Raw genomic sequence first — 20,379 nt, forward strand, 5'->3', positions numbered from 1 at the left:
TAAAGTTTTAAGGGAAGAAGTTATATTCAATTAGAAAAATAGAGCCGTCCAGTGTCATGGACAGCTCTATTTTTTATTATTTGTTTCAACTAGACCTACCAGCGCCGCTCCCGTATACCGTAAAGTATACTGTTTGCTGTACATTTACCAACGCTGAGTTCTTTATGTATTGCTACTGTGGCCGGGTATAGTTAATTATGCAAAATTTTTTTATAGGCTTCGAAGAAATATTGCTGGTTAACAGACTGAATTATTTTACAAACAAATTTATATCGTATACGATATAAATTGAGGTGAGAAAGCATGATGCAAAAATTGGAGCAGCAACTTTGCTTTGAAGTGTATAAAGCAGCAAACCAATTTACCAAACTTTATGCGAAAACATTGCAGCCATTCGGTTTGACCTATCCACAATACCTTGTAATTTTAGCATTGGGTGATGAAGACAATCAAACAACGTCCTCTCTATGTGATAGATTAGGGCTTGGGATAGGAACATTGAACCCAGTACTGCAAAAGTTGGTGGAAAAAGGCCTGCTAAAAAAGGAGCCGTCTAAAAAAGATAAACGTGCTTCCTATTTTTCTCTTACCGAGGCGGTGAAAAAATTGCAGCCCGCCATTGAACAGGCAATCGTCGAAAAGCTTTTCTGCTTCGACTACCTCCCTACCGAGGGACCGATATTAAAAGAACGTTTACAACAACTGAATGAATTTTTAGAAATGATGAATAAGGAGGAAACAGTATGAACATTTACGACATAAAGGTAACAGCGGATTCAGGAGAGACATACACACTCGACCGCTATAAAGGAAAGACCATGCTAATCGTTAATACAGCGACAAAATGCGGACTTGTAGGTCAATTCGAAGATTTGGAGAGGCTTTATCAAAAGTATGCGAAACGTGACTTTGTTGTCCTAGGGTTTCCATCCAATCAGTTTAAACAGGAAGTCGGGACTGCCGATCAAGCTTCGCAAGCATGCCGTCTTTCCTACGGTGTTACGTTTCCGATGCATGAAATCGTAAAAGTAAATGGTGAAGATGCCCATCCTTTATTCAAATTAGTGACAGAAGAGACAAAAGGCTTGCTTGGAAAAAGCGTCAAATGGAACTTTACAAAATTTCTGGTGGATAAAGAAGGAAATATTGTGAAACGCTTCGGTCCAACAGATAAACCAGCGAAATTCGAAAAGGAAATTGAAAAGTATTTATAAAACAGAGCAAACTGTCGGCAGACTCAAAAGTGATTTTTTGGTCTGTCGGCAGTCTTTTTTAATGAATTTATATATGTACATTCTGTATCGAACATGTCTATGTTTATTATTTTACCCTTTGTTAGTACCGTGATGATTATAGATCAGGCAATGTAAAAAGGAGTGCATATAATCTATCCAATATGCACTCTCTTTTTAATAAATTCCTGTTCCGTATTCTATTTTACCGATAGCTTCTGTTCTCGAAAAATTTCCTGCGCGATAGTCAAGGCATTTTGCACGCGTGGAAAACCGATATACGGTACAAGCTGCAGCAGCGCCTCCACAATTTCCTTCGGCGTGAGGCCGGCATGCAGACCGCGTGTAATATGCGTTTTCGTCTGAGGTGCAGCCCCCTGTGTTACCACCGCTGTAATCACAACCAAAGCACGCTTCTTCTTGCCCAGCCCTTCTCTTGAGTAAATATCCCCGTAGGCAAATTCAATAATCATTTTACGCAGATCCGGAGCAATGTCTGCCAAAGCATCCGATTCTACCATCTTTTTCAGGGTATCATCTGCCACATAATCTTTCATTGTTTCCAGGCCTTTTTTAAAACGATCCATCTTTATCCCTCCCCTTTAAATTTTACCATAGTGGTGGCTGCTGTTCCTCACTTTGGGTTGAAAACCGTACAGTGTAAGGGAGGAGATAGCCAAATGTAAAGGCGATATAGAGGATAAAATAAACACCCATTACGTAAAACGGTATATCTACACTTGGCATAAGCAGACAGAACGGCATACCGAGAGTTTGAATAAGATATGTGCTTTGATTTTTCTTTCTGTCAAAGTACATTTTCTTTTTGCAAATATTACATTTCGCATCATAAATCATGAAGCTTTTTTTCAACATTTCCTTATTTGTTAGTTCTGCCTCGCAGTGCGGACAATGCGCACGCTGCTCATTTTTCGTGAGCAAAATTTGGATAAATGATGTATTGGCGAATAAGAAAATAACAAAGAGAGATTGCAAAAATGCTGACGAGCTTTTCAAACTGGAGGCAATCATTACGATAGCAAAACCAATGCCAAGCAGACTTATGATCATCCAAATAATCCGATAAGATTTTAAAAATCCAATCAGCCGGTGAACGAACGCCGAATTCTGCCAGCGCTTTACTTTGAGCAGTGAAGCAACAGCTAGTGAATAGGCTGACATCATAAGAATCAATGTAAGGGTCAGCCAAATGATTTCTTCTACTGAACCTGCCTCTTTTGCCGTTTCTATTGGAGACGCCGTCTGCTGAACCATCTTGCTAGGCTGAACGGCCAGCAGGATTGAAAATAAAGCTAAAACAATAAAGGCAGGAAGAACAACTCCTACATAGGATTTCTTCTTTTTCTTTCCTGATTTTACATGAACGATCATCCGCTCTTTTTGGATTTCTGTTAGATGAAGCTGCTCTAATTCTCGTTTCCAATCATCGTGCATCGTCACTTGCCAACACCTCCCATTGCTGTTCCGGTAATAGTTGTTTTAGCTTTTCCCTTGCCCGTTGGAGCCGGGTTTTTACGGTAGAAACAGGCACTTGAAGGAACTCCGCTACTTCCTTCACCTGCAAGTCCTCATAATAATAAAGAAGCAGCACTTCACGATATTTAACAGGAAGCTTTAAAACTGCATTTGTAATCTCGCCCCGCTCTTCTTTTTGCAGCACACGGTGGTCTGCCCCCGTACTCGTTCCGGTCAATTGTTCTAATAAGGAAAATGTCCGCTGCTTCCAGCTGCGAAGATAGTCATAGCTCCGGTTTACAGTCATTTTGGTCAAATATGTTTTTATAGAAGAACGTCCGTCAAAACGGTGGCTCGTTTGATGAAATTTAAAAAATACATCCTGTACTACCTCTTCTGCAGCGCGTTCGTCCTTTGTATAAATGAAAGCGATATGGTACAAATAATCGCCATATGTATGAATCAGCTGTTCGATTTCCAAATTGGGTGCCTCCTTTCTTACCCTACAGACGGAAAAAGTGGCAGCATGGACTCATTTTTTAAAAAAATTTTTCCGCTTTCCTGCTGTAACTTAAGTTTTTCTTGCCCTATCAGTATAACAGCCTATCATGCAACATATAAAAAAGAGGTCTACGCAAAAATTACGTATACCTCCCCCTCTTATAATATAAAACTTTACATGTCTTTGATAAGCGGTCGAATGAGCCGCATATTCTGATGAAACTTGTTTACTAACGTTTCTTCCTCTCCATGTTTCTTATACATATTGCAGGAATGCCGCTACCATCTGCTTTCCTGTATCAGTACCGATCGATTCGGGATGGAATTGCAGACCAAAAACCGGATATGTTTTATGCTGGATCGCCATGACTTCCCCATCATCAGAGGATGTTGCTGTTATTTCAAAATCCGGGTGCAATGTAGCAGAGTCGATAATTAATGAATGGTACCGCATCACTTCCACTTCTTTTTCAAGATTTTTAAATAATCCCCGTTTTTCATATGTTAGCCTGCTTGTCTTGCCGTGCATAATCGTCTTTGCCCGGACGATATTACCGCCAAAAGCTTCCCCAATTGCTTGGTGTCCAAGACAGATGCCTAAAATTGGGTACTCCCGATACAGCTCTTTAATAATTTGGACGGTCATTCCAGCCTCACTCGGTGTACCCGGCCCTGGCGATAGTACAATCGCTTTTGGCTGTATATAACGGATTTCCTCAATTGTTATTTCATCATTTCGAACGATCTTTACTTCCGGTCCTTGTAATGCAATTTGATGATATAGGTTATAGGTAAAGGAATCGTAATTATCAATTATCAGTATCATTGTGACACCTCCAGCAAAGCCCGTGCTTTGTTGAGTGTTTCTACATATTCTGACTCCGGCACTGAATCATGGACAATGCCTGCACCTGCCTGCACATATGCTTTTTTGTCCTTCACAACCATCGTCCGGATGGCAAGTGCCATATCCATATCACCCGATACAGACAAATAACCGATGGCACCTGCATAAATGCCCCGTTTTTTCTGTTCAAGAGCGTTAATGATTTGCATCGCCCTTATTTTCGGTGCGCCTGAAACCGTCCCTGCCGGTAAGCTCGCCGCCAGCACATCAACGACATGCCGATCGTCACGAAGCTCGCCTGTTACCTCAGATACAATATGCATGACATACTTATAACGCTCAATTGCCATATATTTTGATACTTCAACAGAACCAATTTTCGCTACCCGTCCTACATCATTTCTACCAAGGTCAACAAGCATCTTATGTTCGGCTATTTCTTTTTCATCAGCTAAAAGAGCTGCTGCTATTGCCTCATCCTCTTCGGAGGTTTTCCCCCTCGGCTTCGTACCCGCAATGGGATTTGTCGTTACAATCCCTTTTTTAACTTTTACGAGGCTCTCCGGTGAGGTGCCAAGTATGGTATACTGTCCAAACTCCATATAGAACATATACGGCGATGGATTCGTTGTACGAAGTTTCCGGTACAAGGCAAACGGATCCCCATTATATTCCGTTTCAAAAGTCTGGGAAAGAACTACTTGGAAAATATCTCCGTTAAGGATATGTTCCTTTGCTGTTTCAATCATGTCGATAAATCGTTGCTTTTCTATTGTAGGAGTAAAAGAAACAGCAGGTGGATTTTCTAGAGCTTGCTTCTGCGGACGATAAAGCTGCTGTTCTAGCTGGGCAACTGCCTTCTCCAGCTCTTCGTAAGGCCTGCCTAACTGAAATAAATCAATAGCCGCTATTGTAACATGCTGTTCCACATGATCAATGACAATAAAAGTATCATAGAAGAATACATGAACATCCGGCATTTGATAACTGTCATTTATTACTTCCCCGATTTTCTCAAAATGGAAGGCTGTTTCATAACCAAAATAACCAACCGCCCCTCCGAAGAAAGAAAATGGATAAGCTGTTTCACGTATTGGTAAACAGCGTTTCAACTGTTCCATTACCGGTACGGCATGTTCTGTCTTTTTTTCTCCAAGTCGGAATGTACAGCTTGACTTTCCTCCCTGCAGTTCTGCAATAGGATTAACGGCAATAAAAGAATACCGTCCGCTCTCCTCATATTTCGCATTAGATTCAAATAAAACTTTGTGCGCTCCTTGCAGTGCCTTAAAAATCGACACAGGGGTTAATGTATCTCCCTGTATTGTCCTAACTGCATAATCTTTCGTCTCTACTCTCATCTCAACTATCCTCTCTCAGCTCATTTTGCACAAAAAAAGGCCCTCCGTGAAAAAGGACGGAGAGCCGTGGTGCCACCTTCATTGACTATTCAAAAAAACAAATAGTCCACTCTACTCCCATAACGCGGGACAGACGTCGAAGCATTTCCTCTTCGCAGCTAGAAAATCCATTCATGCTATCTTCCGCACCAGTTTCCCACCAACCACCGGCTCTCTTAGGCATTTTATAGCACTACTATTTTTTCATCTTCGCTTTTACCTAGCTCTATTTTAAAACACATTTTTTCATTATTCAAATAATTTTTGTCTTTATTTTTTCTGTCCCTATTCTGTACTAATAATAAAACTGTATTTTCTCTGAAGTAGAGAAAATACAGTTCAAATGTTCCCTTATGTTGACAGCCACTAGCCGTTTGGGAAAAAGACCTTATTTAAAAATTCAAGAGGTGCCTCCTCGAAACGCTTTGAATCAAGCGCAATAGCTGACAGCTCAATACCCCTCATCCCAAACTCTTCAATCAACTGTTCTGAAATATCAGAAGAAGCAAATGTATTTGCTGTTATAAGCATAAATTCTGCGTCCTCTTTTAACCGGTAGGCATCAAATAAATATAATGCCTGCTTAAAGAGAAGGGCTATATCTTGTTCGTCCTGCATCTTTATATGTTGCAGCCGCTGTATTCCTTCTGGAGTTAATTCTCCATGCGGGAATACACATCGATCATTAATTGTTGCTACAATACAATCTCTTTTTTGTTCAGCACAAAGCTCCAATAACGGCAAAATCAACCCTTTTGCCTGAATTTCGTACAATTCCATTTCACAGGAAGTATCTAACCCAACAATTAATGGAGCAGCAAAATCTATTTTTTGATGAAAGGGTATATATGTCACATTCCCTTTCGTGACTGCTTTATCCTTTAAAGTTAGCTTGCGCTGGATGGCACGTACATTTCGTATACCATCATCTTCATAAGGAGTAACCAGTGGAACGGAGCCTTCTAGCTTGCCCAGACGTTCTTGAAAATCAACTGCTACCGCAATGGACTTTATAAATTCTTCATCCCGGGCAAATTGATTCAAAAATAATTGCTGTGCTTCCTCAGTGAGCTGTTGAAACATTTCACTACTATATAAAAAACGTAAAACATCATCATAAAATAATGTCTTCACTTTCTATTCACACACCTTATTTTCAAATGTACTTGTTAGTATATAGAAAAAAGTAAAATAAAAATAGTAAAGTTGCCTGAAAATCACTTCAGCCTGTTTAAAATGTCACGAAAATGTGAATAGAAAAGAGAAGCTCTGTTATTCCATATGTGATCGGCGATTAATTGGCTGTCCTTCATGAAGTTTAACAAGCGAAAAACCGGATATAAGAAGGATTGATGCCATGGCAAATAGTACAAGACCCGGGATCACATAATGCATCAGCAGCAATACAATACTTACACTTACTATGATTCCTCCTATGAGCAGCAATGCAATACTATCTTTCATAAGCATCCTCCCCTATCTGAAATGATATCTTATTTATTCCTTTTTATTGGCTGTTTTAAACAATATGCTTCGGTTTTATCAACCGGTATATATATACATATTATTCAGCATATTATTTAATCCCCATTTTTTTGAAACATTTTTGCTGTTATAAACGTATGAATAAAAGAACATATGAAAAGGAGATGGCATTTTTGAAAAAAACATTATTTATTGGTATGACAGTAGGAACTGCTGTAATAGTTGCAGCATGTGGAGATTCAGCAACCGTAACAGACAATGCGTCTAAAAAATCCGATTTAACATTAGAGCAAGTATATGAAAAAACAATTGAACGCCAGCAAGAATTGGAAAGTATGAAGGCAAAGATGAAAGTTGACCAAGCAATAAACGTCGATTCAGAAGAAGGCAGCTTTGAAATGACCTCTGCCTCAGATTTGAATATGGATATGATAATCGATCCAATGCAGCTGTATGTTGAAGGCACGACAGCGGTGAAAGAGAGCGAAACGGGTGAAGAGACAAAAGTCCCAACCAAAATGTATATGACTCAAAATGATGGCTATTATTTATATGAAGAATCAGCAGACAGCTGGTTTAAACTTCCGGAAGAACAATTTGACGCCATGATGAGTCAGGCTGGCATCCAGCAGGACCCATCCGAGCAGCTCCGCCAACTCGAGAAATTTGTAGAGGACTTTACATTTGAACAAAATGATGATGAATATATTTTAACATTGAATGCTGATGGCGAGAAGTTTATGGACTTTGTGCTTCAGCAGGCAAAAGAAGCGTTAGGCGGTGAAGAAGCAGCACAGGCTCTTGGCAGTATGGAAGGATTAAAAATCAAAGATGCACAATATGTCTTCCTGATTGATAAGAAGACGTTTGATATGAATAACATGAAGATGGATATGATTATTACCTTAGAGGAAGAAGACGGAAAAATGACAATTGATCAAAGTGCAACAGTTGATTATTCCGACTTTAATAATGTCGATGCTATTACCATTCCACAGGAAGTCATCGATAATGCGCAAGTATTACAATAGTTTCAGAAAAAGCAGCATGATTCTCCCCAAAAGCGGCGCTCGGTGTACCCGTATCATTCCTTATTGTATATAGAATGGTACCCTTTCTTTTCCAAAAAAGTGAACATGCCATGCAGCATGCCAGGCTATTGTGGCATGCTGTTTTTGCATGATTTCACTAAATGGGCTGTTAGCTTTTTCCCTTTTATATAAACATAGCTGTATGTTACAAGCTGCTTTATTCAACTTTCACTGCCCCATGTATTAAGAAAATTTTTCTGCTCCAGCAATCATCGCTTTTCCTTTAATTGCGTATTTGCTCACTAAAATTCTTTTGTCATTAATGTATTTTTACTGCAGTATACAGACATACCACTAAAAGATATATTTCCTTCTATTTTCAGTTTTCTTTCTATATTTTTTGCTAAAAAACAATGGAAACAGAGATAATACGTTTAGGGCTTTCCCTAGGAAGGGAACTACAAAAAGAGGGATAAGTAGAAGGAGGGTATTTTATGCTACATTATGAACGAATGGGCAATAAAGGCGGCGATACAATTGTTATGATCCATGGGTTTCTTGGCGGATCGGACATGTTCCATAAAGCAATAAAAGAGCTGGAAGGGGAATACGATATCATTTCCGTCGACCTGCCCGGACATGGAAAAAGTAAAATGGAATCGGATGCCTATACAGTATATGATTATGCCAAGGCCATTGCAGAAGTACTGAAGCATGAAAAGGTTGCAAATGCTACCTGGCTGGGGCACTCAATGGGCGGCTATATTACTCTTGCCGCGTTGGAAAAAGGAATAGCCGACATAGATAAAGCAATCCTGGCCTATTCATCCGCTGCGCCTGATTCAACGGAAACTCAAAAGAAAAGGGACCAGCAGAAATCAGATATCGAACTAAATGGCGTAAAGGCCTATATAGATAATGGGATCAATGCATTTTTTGGAGACAATCCTTACTCGGAAGATGTGGAGTTTGCCAGCCGCGTTGGTTATGAAGCAACTGCCGAAGGGCTGCAGGCTGCCTTAGATGCGATGAAGTCCCGCCCCGATCAAACAACCTTCATCCATGAAGTCTCCATCCCCATTCTTGTGATTGAAGGTAGTCAGGATTCTATCGTCGCACCAATTGAAACCGAAAATATTGCTGTACAAAAAATCACTACAGATACAGGGCATCTAGGGATGTTGGAAGATTCGAAAGCATTTGCAAAGGCAGTCAAACAATTTTTAGGATAACTGAAAGAACTGCGCGGTTTGCGCAGTTCTTCCGTTTTTATAAAAGCTTATCACCAAAAAGAGAACCAGCTAATGCAACCGCTACTTCTGCCGTTTGGTTACGATCATCTAGTATAGGATTTACTTCCACTAATTCTGCGGATGTAATAAGTCCGCTTTCAGCAAGCATCTCCATCGCCAAATGACTTTCGCGATATGTAATTCCTCCCCTTACCGGCGTCCCTACCCCAGGACATTCCATCGGATCTAGGGCATCAAGATCCAGCGATAAATGAACACCGTCTGTATCCTTTAAATGGCTGATTGTCTGCTCAATAACAGCCGTCATCCCCATCCGATCAATTTCATGCATCGTAAATACTTTAATTCCCAGCCTTTGAATAAGTTCCTTCTCCCCTTCATCAAGCGCACGAGCACCAATTAATACAATATTCTCAGGCTTGATTTTATGTGCACCGATCGAAGTTAAAGAAGAATGGCCAAGATTTAAATTTACAGCTAACGGCATTCCGTGAATATTCCCGGATGGTGATGTTTCAGGGATATTTAAATCACCGTGGGCATCATACCAAATAACGCCGACATTTTGGCGCTTTTCATTGATTGCTGCAAGCGTGCCAATGGAAATACTGTGATCTCCCCCTAAAATAAGTGGGAACACATCATCCTTTAACATTTTCATAACGCTTTCCTTCACATTAAGGCTTGCCTCTACAACTGACTGAAGATTTTTTAGATTAGCGTCTCCAATTTGCACCGGAGACCGTCCCTTTACCGGAATATCCCCGTAATCGATTACTGAATAGCCAAGGCTCAGTAGCCGGTCTTGCAATCCTGCATAGCGGATTGCACTCGGCCCCATATCAACACCGCGTCTTTCCTGGCCTAAGTCCATTGGAACCCCTACTATTCCTACTGTGTTCATTTCTTTCATCCCCCTTACTAAAAATCCTGCTGAAATTATTCCTATAGACGATTACCTAACATATAGCCACCGAATTTCAAAAGAAATTGGACAACTCACATGCCCCTTTGACATCGTCTAACCATTATTGTAACTTATTTTTTCAAACCAAAACATATGTAACTGTCATTTTTCAGAAAACAAAAAAAGGCATATCTCAAACTTTATGAGATATCCTCTTGGCGTCAGGTTACTATACGGGCAGGAGCAAAACAGACAACCACGGAGCGAAAGTTCACTAATTGTCCTCTCTTACTCACTATCCGCTTAGTTATTTAATTCATACCTCTGTCCTTTTACTAGGTAAAACAGGTGCTCTGCAATATTGGTAGCATGATCAGCACTGCGTTCAATATAACGGGCGATAAAGGAAAGGTAAGTGATTTGGGCAAGATTGTCTGTCTGAACACTTGATAGGCGGATAAGATGTCGAATTGTATCACCGTATAATTCATCTACCTGATCGTCTAAATCCGCAATTTCTTTTGCTTTTGCGGTATTTTCCTCAATAAAGGCATTCACAATCTGATGAAGCATAGAGGCCGTACGGAAATGCATATCTTCTAACGTCTCTATCGGTGTAATAAATGGATCTTTTCCAATTCGCACTGTTTCCTTTGCAATATTGACGGCGTAATCCCCTACCCGCTCCATATCTGCTGATGCTTTGATCATCACAATCAGTCTTCGCAAGTCTGTTGCGACCGGCTGCTGCTTCGCGATCAAGAGTATAACACGGTCATTGATTGCTTCCTCCAACCGATTAATATCGGTGTCCATTTCAATTATCTCAAGAGCTAAATCGATATCTTTTTCTACAAAGGCTTTAAAGGCAAGCTCAAATGCATTAATAGCTTTCGTACTTAATTCAAGCAGCGCCTGCTGAACATCTTTTAGGTCATTCTCAAATCGTTCACGTACCATCATGTGCCTCCTTGCCTCCTTATCCAAATCGTCCGGAAATATAATCTTCCGTCCTTCTGTCTGTCGGATTAGAAAAGATTTTATCCGTTTGATCAAATTCTACAATTTCACCATTTAAAAAGAAGGCTGTCTTATCTGAAATACGTGCAGCTTGCTGCATATTATGTGTAACGATAATAATAGAGTACTGCTCCTTTAATTCCTGAACAAGTTCCTCTACTTTTAGTGTAGAGATTGGATCAAGTGCAGATGTTGGCTCATCCATCAAAATAACATCCGGTTCAATGGCAAGACATCTGGCGATACATATCCGCTGCTGCTGCCCGCCTGAGAGGCTGTAAGCATTTTGATGAAGTCGATCCTTTACATCATCCCATATAGCAGCGCCCCGTAATGATTTCTCCACAATTTCATCAAGGATCTTCTTATTTTTAATCCCATGAATACGAGGCCCATAGGCGATATTATCATAGATGGACTTCGGGAATGGATTTGGTTTTTGGAAAACCATCCCTACCTTCGTACGCAGCTCCTCCACCTCATAGTCGGCACTGAAAATATTGCGTCCCCGGTAATTGATTTCCCCTGTTGTCCGCACCCCAGGAACGAGTTCAACCATCCGGTTTAAAGCTTTCACATAGGTAGATTTCCCACACCCTGAAGGACCAATAACAGCTGTTACCTCATTTTCAGCAATATCAATTGTAAGGTTTTTCAGCGCATGATGCTCGCTATACCATAGGTCGAAATTTTTCGTTTGGAAGACGAACTCTTTCTGCTGACGGCTCACCGGTGCCTGCTTCGTATTACTCACCACAATTTTAGGTGTTTTTTTCTCGGCTACTTGAATCATTCTATTCACTCCTTAATAGCGTTTTTGGAACTTATTTCTAATTATTACAGCAATAGAGTTCATTAATACAAGCACAGTCATCAAAACAACGATGCCGGCCGCCGCTACATATTGGAACTCCTCTTGAGGCCGTTTCGCCCAATCGAAAATTTGCATCGGTAACGCTGTAAAGGAATCCAGCAGGCCTGTCGGAAGAAATTGCAGTATGACCGGGATACCGATAACGACAAGCGGTGCCGTTTCACCAATCGCACGGGAAAGTGCCAGGATACTTCCTGTTAAAATTCCTGGAATGGCTGCAGGCAGCACGACACGGACAATTGTTTGCCATTTGGTCGCCCCCATGCCGTACGATGCTTCGCGCTGTTCATTGGGCACCGCCCGAATTGCCTCCTGTGCTGCTACGATAATAACAGGTAAAATAAGAAGACTCATTGTAAAGCCGGCAGCTAAAATGCTTTTTCCGAGATCCATCATACGTACGAATATCGTTAGTCCAAGCAGACCGAAAACAATTGATGGTACACCCGCCAGGTTAGCAATATTCATACGGATGAAATCATTGATTTTATTTTTTTTCGCATATTCCTCTAGATAAATAGCAGTAGAAACTCCTAGAATGATCGATACAGGTGCCACGACTGCCATTAACCAAAGAGAGCCGATCAATGCCGCTTTAATACCTGCTTTTGCAGGAATACGGGATGCGAAATTTGTTAAAAAGTCGATATTTAAATACCCTATTCCTTGGGAGAAGATACGGAACAGCAATACAATAAGGGACAATAGTGCAAAGCTTGTTGCCAAAAGGAAGACAGCTTTCCACACCTTATTGAAAGTAAGACGTGAGCCCATCCGTTTCATGACAAGGACATCATTCAAATACTTCATATTAATACTCCTCCCGGAAGCGTTTCGAAATATACTGTGCAAGCAAATTCATTGCCAATGTGAAGATAAATAATGTGAAACCTACTGCATAGATTGAATAATAAATCGTTGTGCCATAACCTGCATCCCCTGTGGATACTTGGACGATGTAAGCTGTCATCGTCTGAATGGAATTAGTAAATCCAAAGTCGAATGTCGGTGTGGAACCGCCCGCTAAGGAAACAATCATCGTCTCGCCTATTGCACGGGATACAGCAAGCACAATGGAGGCTATAATTCCTGAAAGTGCAGCAGGCAGTACGACTTTGACCGCGACTTCAAATTTTGTCGACCCCAGTCCCAGTGCTCCTTCACGAAGGGAATTAGGAACAGAGCTCATAGCATCCTCCGACATAGATACGATCATCGGCAAAATCATGATTCCTACTACAATCCCAGGGCTTAATGCATTGAATATCTTTAATGCCGGAATAATTTCCTGCAGTAATGGGGTAACAAACGTCAAGGCGAAAAATCCATAGACAATTGTCGGTACACCCGCCAAAACTTCTAAAATAGGTTTAATAATACGTCGCGCTTTATCTGATGCATACTCGCTTAAATAAATCGCTGCCCCTAGCCCGAAAGGTACGGCGACCAAGACGGCAATCATTGTCACTTTAAAAGTTCCTAAAATAAGTGGCAGTACACCATATAGCGGCTCCTTGCCGGAGAACGGAAGCCACTCTTTTCCAAAGATATAGTCTGTAATGGAAATGCGGGTAAAGAATTCAAACGTCTCAAATATGAGCGTGAAAATAATTCCAAATGTCGTAAGTACAGAGAGAGCTGCTGCCAAAAACAAGGCAACCGGTACAAGTTTTTCAATGATTTTCTTACTTTTCTTATTACGAGAAGCAGCAATCATAGACTGGACTGATTGGCTCATTAAATCTTCCTTTCTAATAAAAAACGTATGGTAAGCTTGCCTTACCACACGTCTCAGGATTAACGCAATGCTTCTAGTGCTGCTAAATCTTCATCATATTTTTCCTGTGGTGAGCGGACATAGCCAGTAAGTTCTGCCATATCTCCAGCATTTTCAAGCGTAAATTTCATAAAATCATAGGCTGCTTCGTTCTCTTTTATTGCTTCATTTTTCACATAGACGAATAGAGGACGTGAGAGCGGTGAATATTCACCAGATTCAATTGTTTCATTCGTTGGTGCTACGCCATCAATTGAAACAACCTGCAGCTTGTCTTTGTTTGCCATGTAATATGCATATCCGAAGAATGCAATGGCGTTTTTATCAGCCATAACTCCTTGTACCAATACATTATCATCTTCTGATAGAGTCGCTGATTTCACCAGGTCCTCCCCATCTAAGATGACCTCGTCAAAGTAGTCATATGTACCGGAATCCGTACCCGGTGAATAGAATACTACTTCTTCGTCCGGCCATGAAGGATCAATATCAGACCATTTCTTCTTCGTGCCATCTTCTACCCATAGCTGTTTTAATTGATCTACTGTCAATTCCTTAGCCCATGTATTATCTGGGTGGATGACAACCGATAAACCGTCATATGCAATTTCGAATTCTGTATAGTCAATGCCTGCATCTGCTAAGCTTTTTGCTTCCTCATCTTTTATTGGACGGGATGCATTTGAAAAGTCTGTTTCACCATTGATGAATTTTTCAAAGCCGCCACCAGTACCTGATACGCCGACAGAGACACGTACGTCGCTTTGTTCACCTGCATATTCTTCAACCATAGCTTCCATGATTGGTGCTACTGTGGAAGAGCCATCTCCCACTACATCGCCCGAAAGCTGTGCAGTGCCTTCTTCTGTTTCAGCTCCGTTTGCTTTTGATGAATCTGTGTCATCTCCGCAAGCTCCTAGTAGTAAAGTTGCACCTACTAATGCTGTTGCGCCTAAGTACTTCCATTTTTTCATTGTGAATGTCCTCCAAACCAAAGGTAGTATTCTTTCTTACATTTCCAACTATAGATTCTGAATATTGAGCACGTATGAATAGGTTGTTAATCCTATGTAAAGAGGTATGAAGGATTGTAAACTTTGTAAACAAGTCGCTACAAATGAAACGAAGGAGATTTATTATGTACAAGAAATTTCTATTAGGGGGGAAGCCGTACTATATTCGACTAAGCTTTTCTTCGATTGATATATAAGAAAAGAAACAGGAACGAATACCGCTCCTGTTTGTAGTTTTTACATGATGTTTATCTGGTGAATAACATTGCGCAGCTGTGCCATTGTTTCGATCGTATAGTGAGCTCCGGCTCTTTCAAATTTTTGGCGTGTCTTCTCAATGGCATGCTGTTTTTCCATATCGCTTAATCCTGCAAATTCGGCTTCCGACAAACCCATCTCCGAACTCCCGATAATAACGCCTACTGCCCAGACTCCTGCATTTAATGCTTCGTTTATATCTGATAATGTATCGCCTACTTTAACTACCTTTCTTACATCCTGTAATTCAAGTTTTCTCATATTCTCAAAAATCATATATGGATAAGGCCTTCCATAATTCCGCACCTCAGAAGGCGTAACAAGAAAATCGGGAAAGTATCCCTTTTCTTTAGCATGTGGTACCACAATATCCATCATCTCTCTTGTATAGCCCGTTGTAGAACCTATCTTCAGTCCTTCCGAACGAAGAGTCTGGACAGTATCCAGCACATAGGGAATAGGGTTTGTATACATTGCCAATGAAACCATCAATTGCTTTTCAAATTTTTCATATAAAGCTGCTACATCCTTTTCTGTAGAGCTTCGTCCATATACTTTCTGCCATTTCTGTTGAATACGCGGCATTTGAAGCATGGACCGAATATGATCAATCTTCAGCATCCCCATCGGTTGACGCGCTTCTTCTAACGTAACCTCTACTCCCGCCTCTTCAAAAATTCTTAAAAATACATTAACCGGTGCGAAACATCCGAAATCTACTGCCGTGCCTGCCCAATCAAAAATAACCGCTTGAATTTTTGTCATTAATTCATCACCGCCATATAGTTTTCAATCGCATGACATAAACGTTGTATATCTTCCTTATAAATTTCACCAATGTTGCCGATACGGAATGTATCAACATCTGTCAACTTGCCTGGATATAGAACAAAGCCCTGCTCCTTCATACTTTCATAAAATGCTGGAAAGTTAAAATGCTCAGTCGGATATAAGAATGAAGTGATAATCGGTGACTGCTTATCTTCGGAGATATAGCTTATAAAGCCAAGCTTCTCCATTTGTTTACGTAATAACCGATTGTTCGAAGCATATCGTTCAAAACGGGCTTTGATACCGCCTTCCTCTTTTAGTTCATGGATTGCCTGTAGGAAAGCTGCCACAACATGTGTTGGAGATGTAAAACGCCATTTTCCATCGACATCCATCACCTGCCATTGATCATATAAATCGAGTGATACACTGCGCGAAATCCCCTGGCAATTTACCAAAGCCGCTTTTTTGGCAATGACAAAACCAAAACCCGGTACTCCCTGTATACACTTGTTTGCACTGCTGACTAAATAGTCGATTTGCAGTGCTTCTACATCAATTGGAATACCTCCGAAGCTGCTCATCGCATCAACAATAAATGTTTTATTATATTGCTTGGCTAATTCACTCGCCTGATCAATCGGATTCAAAATACCCGTTGTTGTCTCACAATGAACCATAGCAAGATGTGTGATAGATTGGTCTTGCTGCAAAATGTTTTCGATATGACCAAAATCATGGTAGGAATTATATGGAGCAGCTTCTACAACTGTCTGTAATCCAATCGTTCGAGCCATAGATGCCAATCTCTCGCCATACGCACCGTTTGTTAAAACAAGGATTTTTCCGCATCCAGAGACAGTAGACATCAGTACAGCTTCTACGACAAAGCTTCCACTTCCCTGCATCAGGATTGCTGTATAATCTTTTTCGCCAACTTGAGCAAGCTCTAGCAGTTCCCGGCGGATTTGTTGTGTTGTCTGCTTATACTCATCATCCCATGTGCAGCGATCCAGCAGCATTTTCTGACGGACTGTATCTGAAGTTGTTAATGGGCCAGGTGTTAATAATTTATATTGTTGCATCTTATTGTCCTCCTAATGCTTCTTTAAAGAAGGCTTGATGTTGTTGTAATAGATCCACCGTTAAGGTAGATTTCCATCGTTTTAATCGGGCAGGGATATATTGCTCATCGATTGCTTCGTCTTCAAAAATAGGAACCGGATAGTATTCTATAATCCCGCTGCGCGCTTCCTCAGCGATATACTGAGCTATCTCAGCCGCCAGTGCTTCTTTTTCATCATCCTTCTTATCAACTACAGCAATCGATTCAACAAGGGTATAATTTCCTTCGAGCGGGTCAATATTATCAATTGGCAATCCATTCTTCTTTGCATCAACTGCCTGTGTACGCAGACCGAACCCAACGGCTACCTCACCAGTCTGCACTTTCTTAATGGGACCCGACCCCGAGCTTTCCAAATGGGGGCCGACATTTTCCAGTAGATCAGCTAGTATCTGCTTTCCTTCCGTTTCACCATATTCGGCAATAATAGCTTGAATGAGCAGCCAGCCTGTAGATGAATCCATCACATTTGGAATTGAAACGAGATTTCTATATTGCGGTTCGGTTAAGTCCTTTATAGTTTTCGGCATATCCAAACTTTTTTCTTTTAATAGCTCTGTGTTCACGAAAATCGAGCCCATATTACCCAACAATGGAATTTGGACTTCTGAATATGGATCGAGCGGTTTCTGCGAAGAAGGCAATTTGATAAACATGTTATTTTGCTGCTGTGCACTATCGATATAATAAGAAGACATTGTTACAATATCCGCTTCGATGGCTGTACCTTCAGCCAGCATTTTGCCGCCCAGCTCAGATGTACCGATTGGCTGAAGAATATAATCGTTCTTATATTTACTGTCTTCCAATATATCTTCGATTACTGCGATAGCCTCATCATCAGCATTTGAATAAATAATGACCTGCTCATCCGCTTTCGTTTTTCCATCTCCACATGCGGCTAACAATAGAGACAAGCTTCCCATTGCCAGTACTGTAATAAATTTTTTTCTCATTGATAACACTCCTTTTTTTCGGTTTATTTAAGACATACCCCCCCGTCATAACTACGAGGTTCATCATTAAAATAAGCAGTGATAAAATAAAAATTTCATTAAATTTCGAGTAATGCTGCAGTTCCTTAATTTTTGTGGAAAGCAAAGATGTGTTAGTGCTGACAAGGAAGACGACCCCGCTGACTGTTACCAATGCATTTGTAAAATAATAAGAAAAAACATGGATAATTGTTTTCCGTATATTCGGTATAATGACTCGCCAAACTGTCTTCAGCCAGGTATCCTCCAGCAGAGCCCCTGTTACCTCCCATGACATATCCATTTTTTCAAGTGCATTCTTCATCATTAAATAAGGAGTAGTGAAGAAATGGACGAGATTGCAAATAATAAGGATAAGAAATGTACCTTTTAATGAGCTGCCATTAAATAGCAGTAAATACGCCAGACCGAGCACCATTCCTGGTACCGTATTCGTTAAAATCGAAATCCACTGGATGAGGCCTCTGCTTGTAATACTTGTCCTCACACTGATAATAGCTGCCGTAAAGGAAATGGTAATGCCAATTGCGGCACTCAAAAATGCAACCAGCAATGAGTTCTGATAGACCCGCATCAGCTCGCCCATCCCAAGCACATTTTGAACATGCTTCCACGTAAAGCTCATATCGTATGGATAGGCAGATGTAAATGGAACAATAATCAATATCGAGAAGATACCGACGATAAAGAACGCGATTATACTGCATAAGACCATAAACGTCCTATTTTTGATGGCTGACGAAACCGTTTCGTAGTCTCCTGTACTACGGTAGGAGACAGTGTAGCGCTCAAATTTCCGCAAAAGCAGTCCGGCTATTATAGCCGGCAACAGCATCATAATTGCTATGACTGCTCCCTTGGAGAAGTCAGGAATGGACCCAAGCATTGTCTGATAGAGCGTAGTTGCGATGACTTGATACTGCCCTCCAATTGATGCCGGGATTCCGTAGTCCGTAAAGCTTAGAATGAATGATAAAATGAAGGCTCCCGCTATAGCTCCATACAGCGGACGCAGTACAGTATGATAGAACCTGCGCATCGGTCGGTCCTTCATTAAAACAGAAACAAGTACATAGCGCTGATCAACATATTCCATTCCGTTGGCAATAAGTAAAAAAGCAGCCGGGAGTGTATAAATGACATATCCGATAAGTAGTCCATTAAATCCATAGATAGAAAACAATGGCTCTCCTATAAACCGGGTGATGTAGCCTTGATTGCCGAATACATAAATTAAAATAAAGCCATATGTAATCGTCGGTAATAGCATTGGCAGTGTCACGACTAAACGAAATACCTTCTTTGTATTCACTGAAATGGTCGTGAAATATATTGTGTAAGCTATAATGAACGCTAATATTGTAGTAATTGCAGCACTTATGAATGAAACCCGAAAACTATTTAGGACAGATGCTAGCAGCTCCCTGGATTGCCAAACCTCCTGATAGTGCCTTCCCGACAAAGCACCTTTATCATCAAATGAAAGCCACATCATATAAATCAGCGGCACAATAAGAAAGATGATGAAAATAGCCAGCAGAGATACATACAAAATACGCATCGTTTTTGTCGTTTTAAGCATGCCGCTCACCAAATAATCGGTAAATGTTTTTTCGTTTAATATGCAGCTGCTTTAAAATGAACGTTTCGATAAAGGGATCTGCAGGCTGTGCCATTATTTGCTGCGGGGTTCCAAATTGAGCCACTTTTCCCTCATTTATGATGAGCACCTTATTAGAGATTGTCAGCGCTTCTTCTGGATCATGGGTAACAATAATTATCGTAAGGCCAAAATCCTGGGCTATTTGCTGGATACGGCTTTTAATAGATTCTTTAATCACACCATCAAGCGCGCTTAATGGTTCATCAAGTAATAAAATTTTCGGCTGCATAACAAGCGTCCTTGCAATCGACACTCGCTGCTTTTGACCGCCCGATAGCTGATTGATCTGCTTATGCAGATGGGGTTCAAGCTCTAGAAAGTCTATATACTCCTGGACATCTTTCTTTTGGACTTTTGCGTTTCGGTTTTTTAAACCGTAAACAATATTTTCATAAGCTGTTAAGTGTGGAAATAATGCGAAATCCTGAAAGACGATATTAAAACCCCGCTTATTCATTGGAATATGGCTTATTTCTTCACCTTTGTAAATCACCTGGCCCTCTGATTGCTCTGTTAGTCCTAGAATGATATTTAATAGTGTCGTTTTCCCACACCCGCTCGGACCAAGTAATGAAAGGATTTCCCCCTCTCCAATTTGAAAGTTAATGTCTTTCAGTACCTCTTTACCACCAAAACTCTTACAGATGTTTTCAACAAGTAACATACTTTCACCTCACCTTTATAGACTTATTATAGAAATTGATTGTAAATATCGATTGCTTGTTTTGTAAATTATAAATAAATTATGAC

General features: G+C 40.6%; 22 protein-coding genes and 1 other annotated feature. Of the genes, 4 read left to right on the top strand and 18 right to left on the bottom strand.

Annotation, left to right across the window (positions count from 1 at the left end; all coding sequences use genetic code 11):
- The first annotated feature begins 303 nt into the window (after positions 1-303).
- Together BOD01S_RS06665 and BOD01S_RS06670 are read left to right on the top strand one after the other, a co-directional pair.
- Entirely contained in the window at positions 304-747 is a 444-nt protein-coding gene (locus tag BOD01S_RS06665; RefSeq protein ID WP_052124974.1) for a MarR family winged helix-turn-helix transcriptional regulator, read from the top strand.
- Positions 744-1,214: a glutathione peroxidase gene (locus BOD01S_RS06670; protein ID WP_036158033.1), complete on the top strand. Its 471-nt coding sequence runs from the start codon at positions 744-746 to the stop codon at positions 1,212-1,214. The genes BOD01S_RS06665 and BOD01S_RS06670 overlap by 4 nt, the downstream gene beginning before the upstream one ends.
- 218 nt (positions 1,215-1,432) lie before the next feature.
- Here the strand turns inward: BOD01S_RS06670 and BOD01S_RS06675 are convergent, their stop codons facing one another.
- The 7 genes from BOD01S_RS06675 to BOD01S_RS06705 all read right to left on the bottom strand — a co-directional run bounded on the left by BOD01S_RS06675 (position 1,433) and on the right by BOD01S_RS06705 (position 6,920).
- Positions 1,433-1,819 (bottom strand): carboxymuconolactone decarboxylase family protein, encoded by a 387-nt coding sequence (locus tag BOD01S_RS06675; RefSeq protein ID WP_036158030.1) that lies wholly within the window; start codon positions 1,817-1,819, stop codon positions 1,433-1,435.
- A 22-nt stretch (positions 1,820-1,841) separates the two neighbouring features.
- Positions 1,842-2,693: a hypothetical protein gene (locus tag BOD01S_RS06680; RefSeq protein WP_036158026.1), complete on the bottom strand. Its 852-nt coding sequence runs from the start codon at positions 2,691-2,693 to the stop codon at positions 1,842-1,844.
- The gene (locus BOD01S_RS06685; RefSeq protein WP_036158023.1) at positions 2,677-3,189 is read right to left on the bottom strand and encodes an RNA polymerase sigma factor; all 513 of its coding nucleotides are present in this window, start codon (positions 3,187-3,189) and stop codon (positions 2,677-2,679) included. Before BOD01S_RS06685 ends, BOD01S_RS06680 begins: the two co-directional genes overlap by 17 nt.
- Before the next feature lie 276 nt (positions 3,190-3,465).
- Complete coding sequence (locus BOD01S_RS06690; RefSeq protein ID WP_036158020.1) at positions 3,466-4,035, bottom strand: anthranilate synthase component II; 570 nt, start codon at positions 4,033-4,035, stop codon at positions 3,466-3,468.
- Positions 4,032-5,417, bottom strand: coding sequence for an anthranilate synthase component I (gene trpE, locus BOD01S_RS06695; protein WP_036158017.1), 1,386 nt, complete (start codon positions 5,415-5,417; stop codon positions 4,032-4,034). The genes BOD01S_RS06690 and trpE overlap by 4 nt, the downstream gene beginning before the upstream one ends.
- A 49-nt stretch (positions 5,418-5,466) precedes the next feature.
- Positions 5,467-5,676: a binding site (T-box leader), on the bottom strand.
- Between the two features lie 146 nt (positions 5,677-5,822).
- A complete protein-coding gene (locus BOD01S_RS06700; protein ID WP_036158014.1) occupies positions 5,823-6,590 on the bottom strand; it encodes a hypothetical protein in 768 nt (255 codons plus the stop codon).
- A 138-nt stretch (positions 6,591-6,728) separates the two neighbouring features.
- Positions 6,729-6,920 carry a hypothetical protein gene (locus BOD01S_RS06705; RefSeq protein WP_036158011.1) on the bottom strand — a complete coding sequence of 64 codons (192 nt, stop codon included), beginning with the start codon at positions 6,918-6,920 and terminating at the stop codon, positions 6,729-6,731.
- 194 nt (positions 6,921-7,114) lie between these two features.
- Between BOD01S_RS06705 and BOD01S_RS06710 the strand changes: the two genes are divergently transcribed.
- Positions 7,115-7,972: a DUF6612 family protein gene (locus BOD01S_RS06710; RefSeq protein ID WP_052124973.1), complete on the top strand. Its 858-nt coding sequence runs from the start codon at positions 7,115-7,117 to the stop codon at positions 7,970-7,972.
- A 494-nt stretch (positions 7,973-8,466) separates the two neighbouring features.
- Positions 8,467-9,204 (top strand): alpha/beta fold hydrolase, encoded by a 738-nt coding sequence (locus BOD01S_RS06715; RefSeq protein ID WP_036158009.1) that lies wholly within the window; start codon positions 8,467-8,469, stop codon positions 9,202-9,204.
- A 37-nt stretch (positions 9,205-9,241) separates the two neighbouring features.
- Here BOD01S_RS06715 and rocF read toward each other — a convergent pair whose 3' ends face one another.
- The 11 genes from rocF to BOD01S_RS06770 form a co-directional block, all read right to left on the bottom strand.
- Positions 9,242-10,129: an arginase gene (gene rocF / locus BOD01S_RS06720; protein WP_036158007.1), complete on the bottom strand. Its 888-nt coding sequence runs from the start codon at positions 10,127-10,129 to the stop codon at positions 9,242-9,244.
- Positions 10,130-10,435: 306 nt separating this feature from the next.
- Positions 10,436-11,095 (bottom strand): phosphate signaling complex protein PhoU, encoded by a 660-nt coding sequence (gene phoU, locus BOD01S_RS06725; protein WP_036158003.1) that lies wholly within the window; start codon positions 11,093-11,095, stop codon positions 10,436-10,438.
- 16 nt (positions 11,096-11,111) lie between these two features.
- Positions 11,112-11,945 (bottom strand): phosphate ABC transporter ATP-binding protein PstB, encoded by an 834-nt coding sequence (pstB, locus tag BOD01S_RS06730; RefSeq protein WP_036158000.1) that lies wholly within the window; start codon positions 11,943-11,945, stop codon positions 11,112-11,114.
- Positions 11,946-11,957: 12 nt separating this feature from the next.
- Positions 11,958-12,809, bottom strand: coding sequence for a phosphate ABC transporter permease PstA (pstA, locus tag BOD01S_RS06735; RefSeq protein ID WP_407655993.1), 852 nt, complete (start codon positions 12,807-12,809; stop codon positions 11,958-11,960).
- Positions 12,810-12,837: 28 nt separating this feature from the next.
- A complete protein-coding gene (pstC, locus tag BOD01S_RS06740) occupies positions 12,838-13,764 on the bottom strand; it encodes a phosphate ABC transporter permease subunit PstC (protein WP_036157992.1) in 927 nt (308 codons plus the stop codon).
- Between the two features lie 59 nt (positions 13,765-13,823).
- Positions 13,824-14,777, bottom strand: coding sequence for a PstS family phosphate ABC transporter substrate-binding protein (locus BOD01S_RS06745; protein ID WP_036157990.1), 954 nt, complete (start codon positions 14,775-14,777; stop codon positions 13,824-13,826).
- A gap of 276 nt (positions 14,778-15,053) precedes the next feature.
- Complete coding sequence (phnX, locus tag BOD01S_RS06750; protein WP_036157987.1) at positions 15,054-15,839, bottom strand: phosphonoacetaldehyde hydrolase; 786 nt, start codon at positions 15,837-15,839, stop codon at positions 15,054-15,056.
- Positions 15,839-16,930: a 2-aminoethylphosphonate--pyruvate transaminase gene (locus tag BOD01S_RS06755; RefSeq protein ID WP_036157984.1), complete on the bottom strand. Its 1,092-nt coding sequence runs from the start codon at positions 16,928-16,930 to the stop codon at positions 15,839-15,841. The genes phnX and BOD01S_RS06755 overlap by 1 nt, the downstream gene beginning before the upstream one ends.
- A 1-nt stretch (position 16,931) precedes the next feature.
- Positions 16,932-17,927, bottom strand: a complete 996-nt coding sequence (locus tag BOD01S_RS06760) for an extracellular solute-binding protein (protein WP_036157981.1) — start codon at positions 17,925-17,927, stop codon at positions 16,932-16,934.
- Positions 17,839-19,548, bottom strand: a complete 1,710-nt coding sequence (locus tag BOD01S_RS06765; RefSeq protein ID WP_081978043.1) for an ABC transporter permease subunit — start codon at positions 19,546-19,548, stop codon at positions 17,839-17,841. The genes BOD01S_RS06760 and BOD01S_RS06765 overlap by 89 nt, the downstream gene beginning before the upstream one ends.
- The gene (locus BOD01S_RS06770; RefSeq protein WP_036157978.1) at positions 19,541-20,293 is read right to left on the bottom strand and encodes an ABC transporter ATP-binding protein; all 753 of its coding nucleotides are present in this window, start codon (positions 20,291-20,293) and stop codon (positions 19,541-19,543) included. Before BOD01S_RS06770 ends, BOD01S_RS06765 begins: the two co-directional genes overlap by 8 nt.
- Positions 20,294-20,379 lie beyond the last annotated feature (86 nt).

It is taken from the genome of Lysinibacillus odysseyi 34hs-1 = NBRC 100172, from assembly GCF_001591965.1.
Lineage (GTDB): Bacteria > Bacillota > Bacilli > Bacillales_A > Planococcaceae > Lysinibacillus_B > Lysinibacillus_B odysseyi.

Bases quoted from the DNA above. Each gene is read 5' to 3' on its own strand.
- BOD01S_RS06665 (WP_052124974.1), top strand. From the start codon at position 304: ATGATGCAAAAATTGGAGCAGCAACTTTGCTTTGAAGTGTATAAAGCA.
- BOD01S_RS06670 (WP_036158033.1), top strand. From the start codon at position 744: ATGAACATTTACGACATAAAGGTAACAGCGGATTCAGGAGAGACATAC.
- BOD01S_RS06675 (WP_036158030.1), bottom strand. From the start codon at position 1,819: ATGGATCGTTTTAAAAAAGGCCTGGAAACAATGAAAGATTATGTGGCA.
- BOD01S_RS06690 (WP_036158020.1), bottom strand. From the start codon at position 4,035: ATGATACTGATAATTGATAATTACGATTCCTTTACCTATAACCTATAT.
- trpE (WP_036158017.1), bottom strand. From the start codon at position 5,417: ATGAGAGTAGAGACGAAAGATTATGCAGTTAGGACAATACAGGGAGAT.
- BOD01S_RS06705 (WP_036158011.1), bottom strand. From the start codon at position 6,920: ATGAAAGATAGTATTGCATTGCTGCTCATAGGAGGAATCATAGTAAGT.
- BOD01S_RS06715 (WP_036158009.1), top strand. From the start codon at position 8,467: ATGCTACATTATGAACGAATGGGCAATAAAGGCGGCGATACAATTGTT.
- rocF (WP_036158007.1), bottom strand. From the start codon at position 10,129: ATGAACACAGTAGGAATAGTAGGGGTTCCAATGGACTTAGGCCAGGAA.
- phoU (WP_036158003.1), bottom strand. From the start codon at position 11,095: ATGATGGTACGTGAACGATTTGAGAATGACCTAAAAGATGTTCAGCAG.
- pstB (WP_036158000.1), bottom strand. From the start codon at position 11,945: ATGATTCAAGTAGCCGAGAAAAAAACACCTAAAATTGTGGTGAGTAAT.
- pstA (WP_407655993.1), bottom strand. From the start codon at position 12,809: ATGAAACGGATGGGCTCACGTCTTACTTTCAATAAGGTGTGGAAAGCT.
- pstC (WP_036157992.1), bottom strand. From the start codon at position 13,764: ATGAGCCAATCAGTCCAGTCTATGATTGCTGCTTCTCGTAATAAGAAA.
- BOD01S_RS06745 (WP_036157990.1), bottom strand. From the start codon at position 14,777: ATGAAAAAATGGAAGTACTTAGGCGCAACAGCATTAGTAGGTGCAACT.
- phnX (WP_036157987.1), bottom strand. From the start codon at position 15,839: ATGACAAAAATTCAAGCGGTTATTTTTGATTGGGCAGGCACGGCAGTA.
- BOD01S_RS06755 (WP_036157984.1), bottom strand. From the start codon at position 16,930: ATGCAACAATATAAATTATTAACACCTGGCCCATTAACAACTTCAGAT.
- BOD01S_RS06760 (WP_036157981.1), bottom strand. From the start codon at position 17,927: ATGAGAAAAAAATTTATTACAGTACTGGCAATGGGAAGCTTGTCTCTA.
- BOD01S_RS06765 (WP_081978043.1), bottom strand. From the start codon at position 19,548: ATGCTTAAAACGACAAAAACGATGCGTATTTTGTATGTATCTCTGCTG.
- BOD01S_RS06770 (WP_036157978.1), bottom strand. From the start codon at position 20,293: ATGTTACTTGTTGAAAACATCTGTAAGAGTTTTGGTGGTAAAGAGGTA.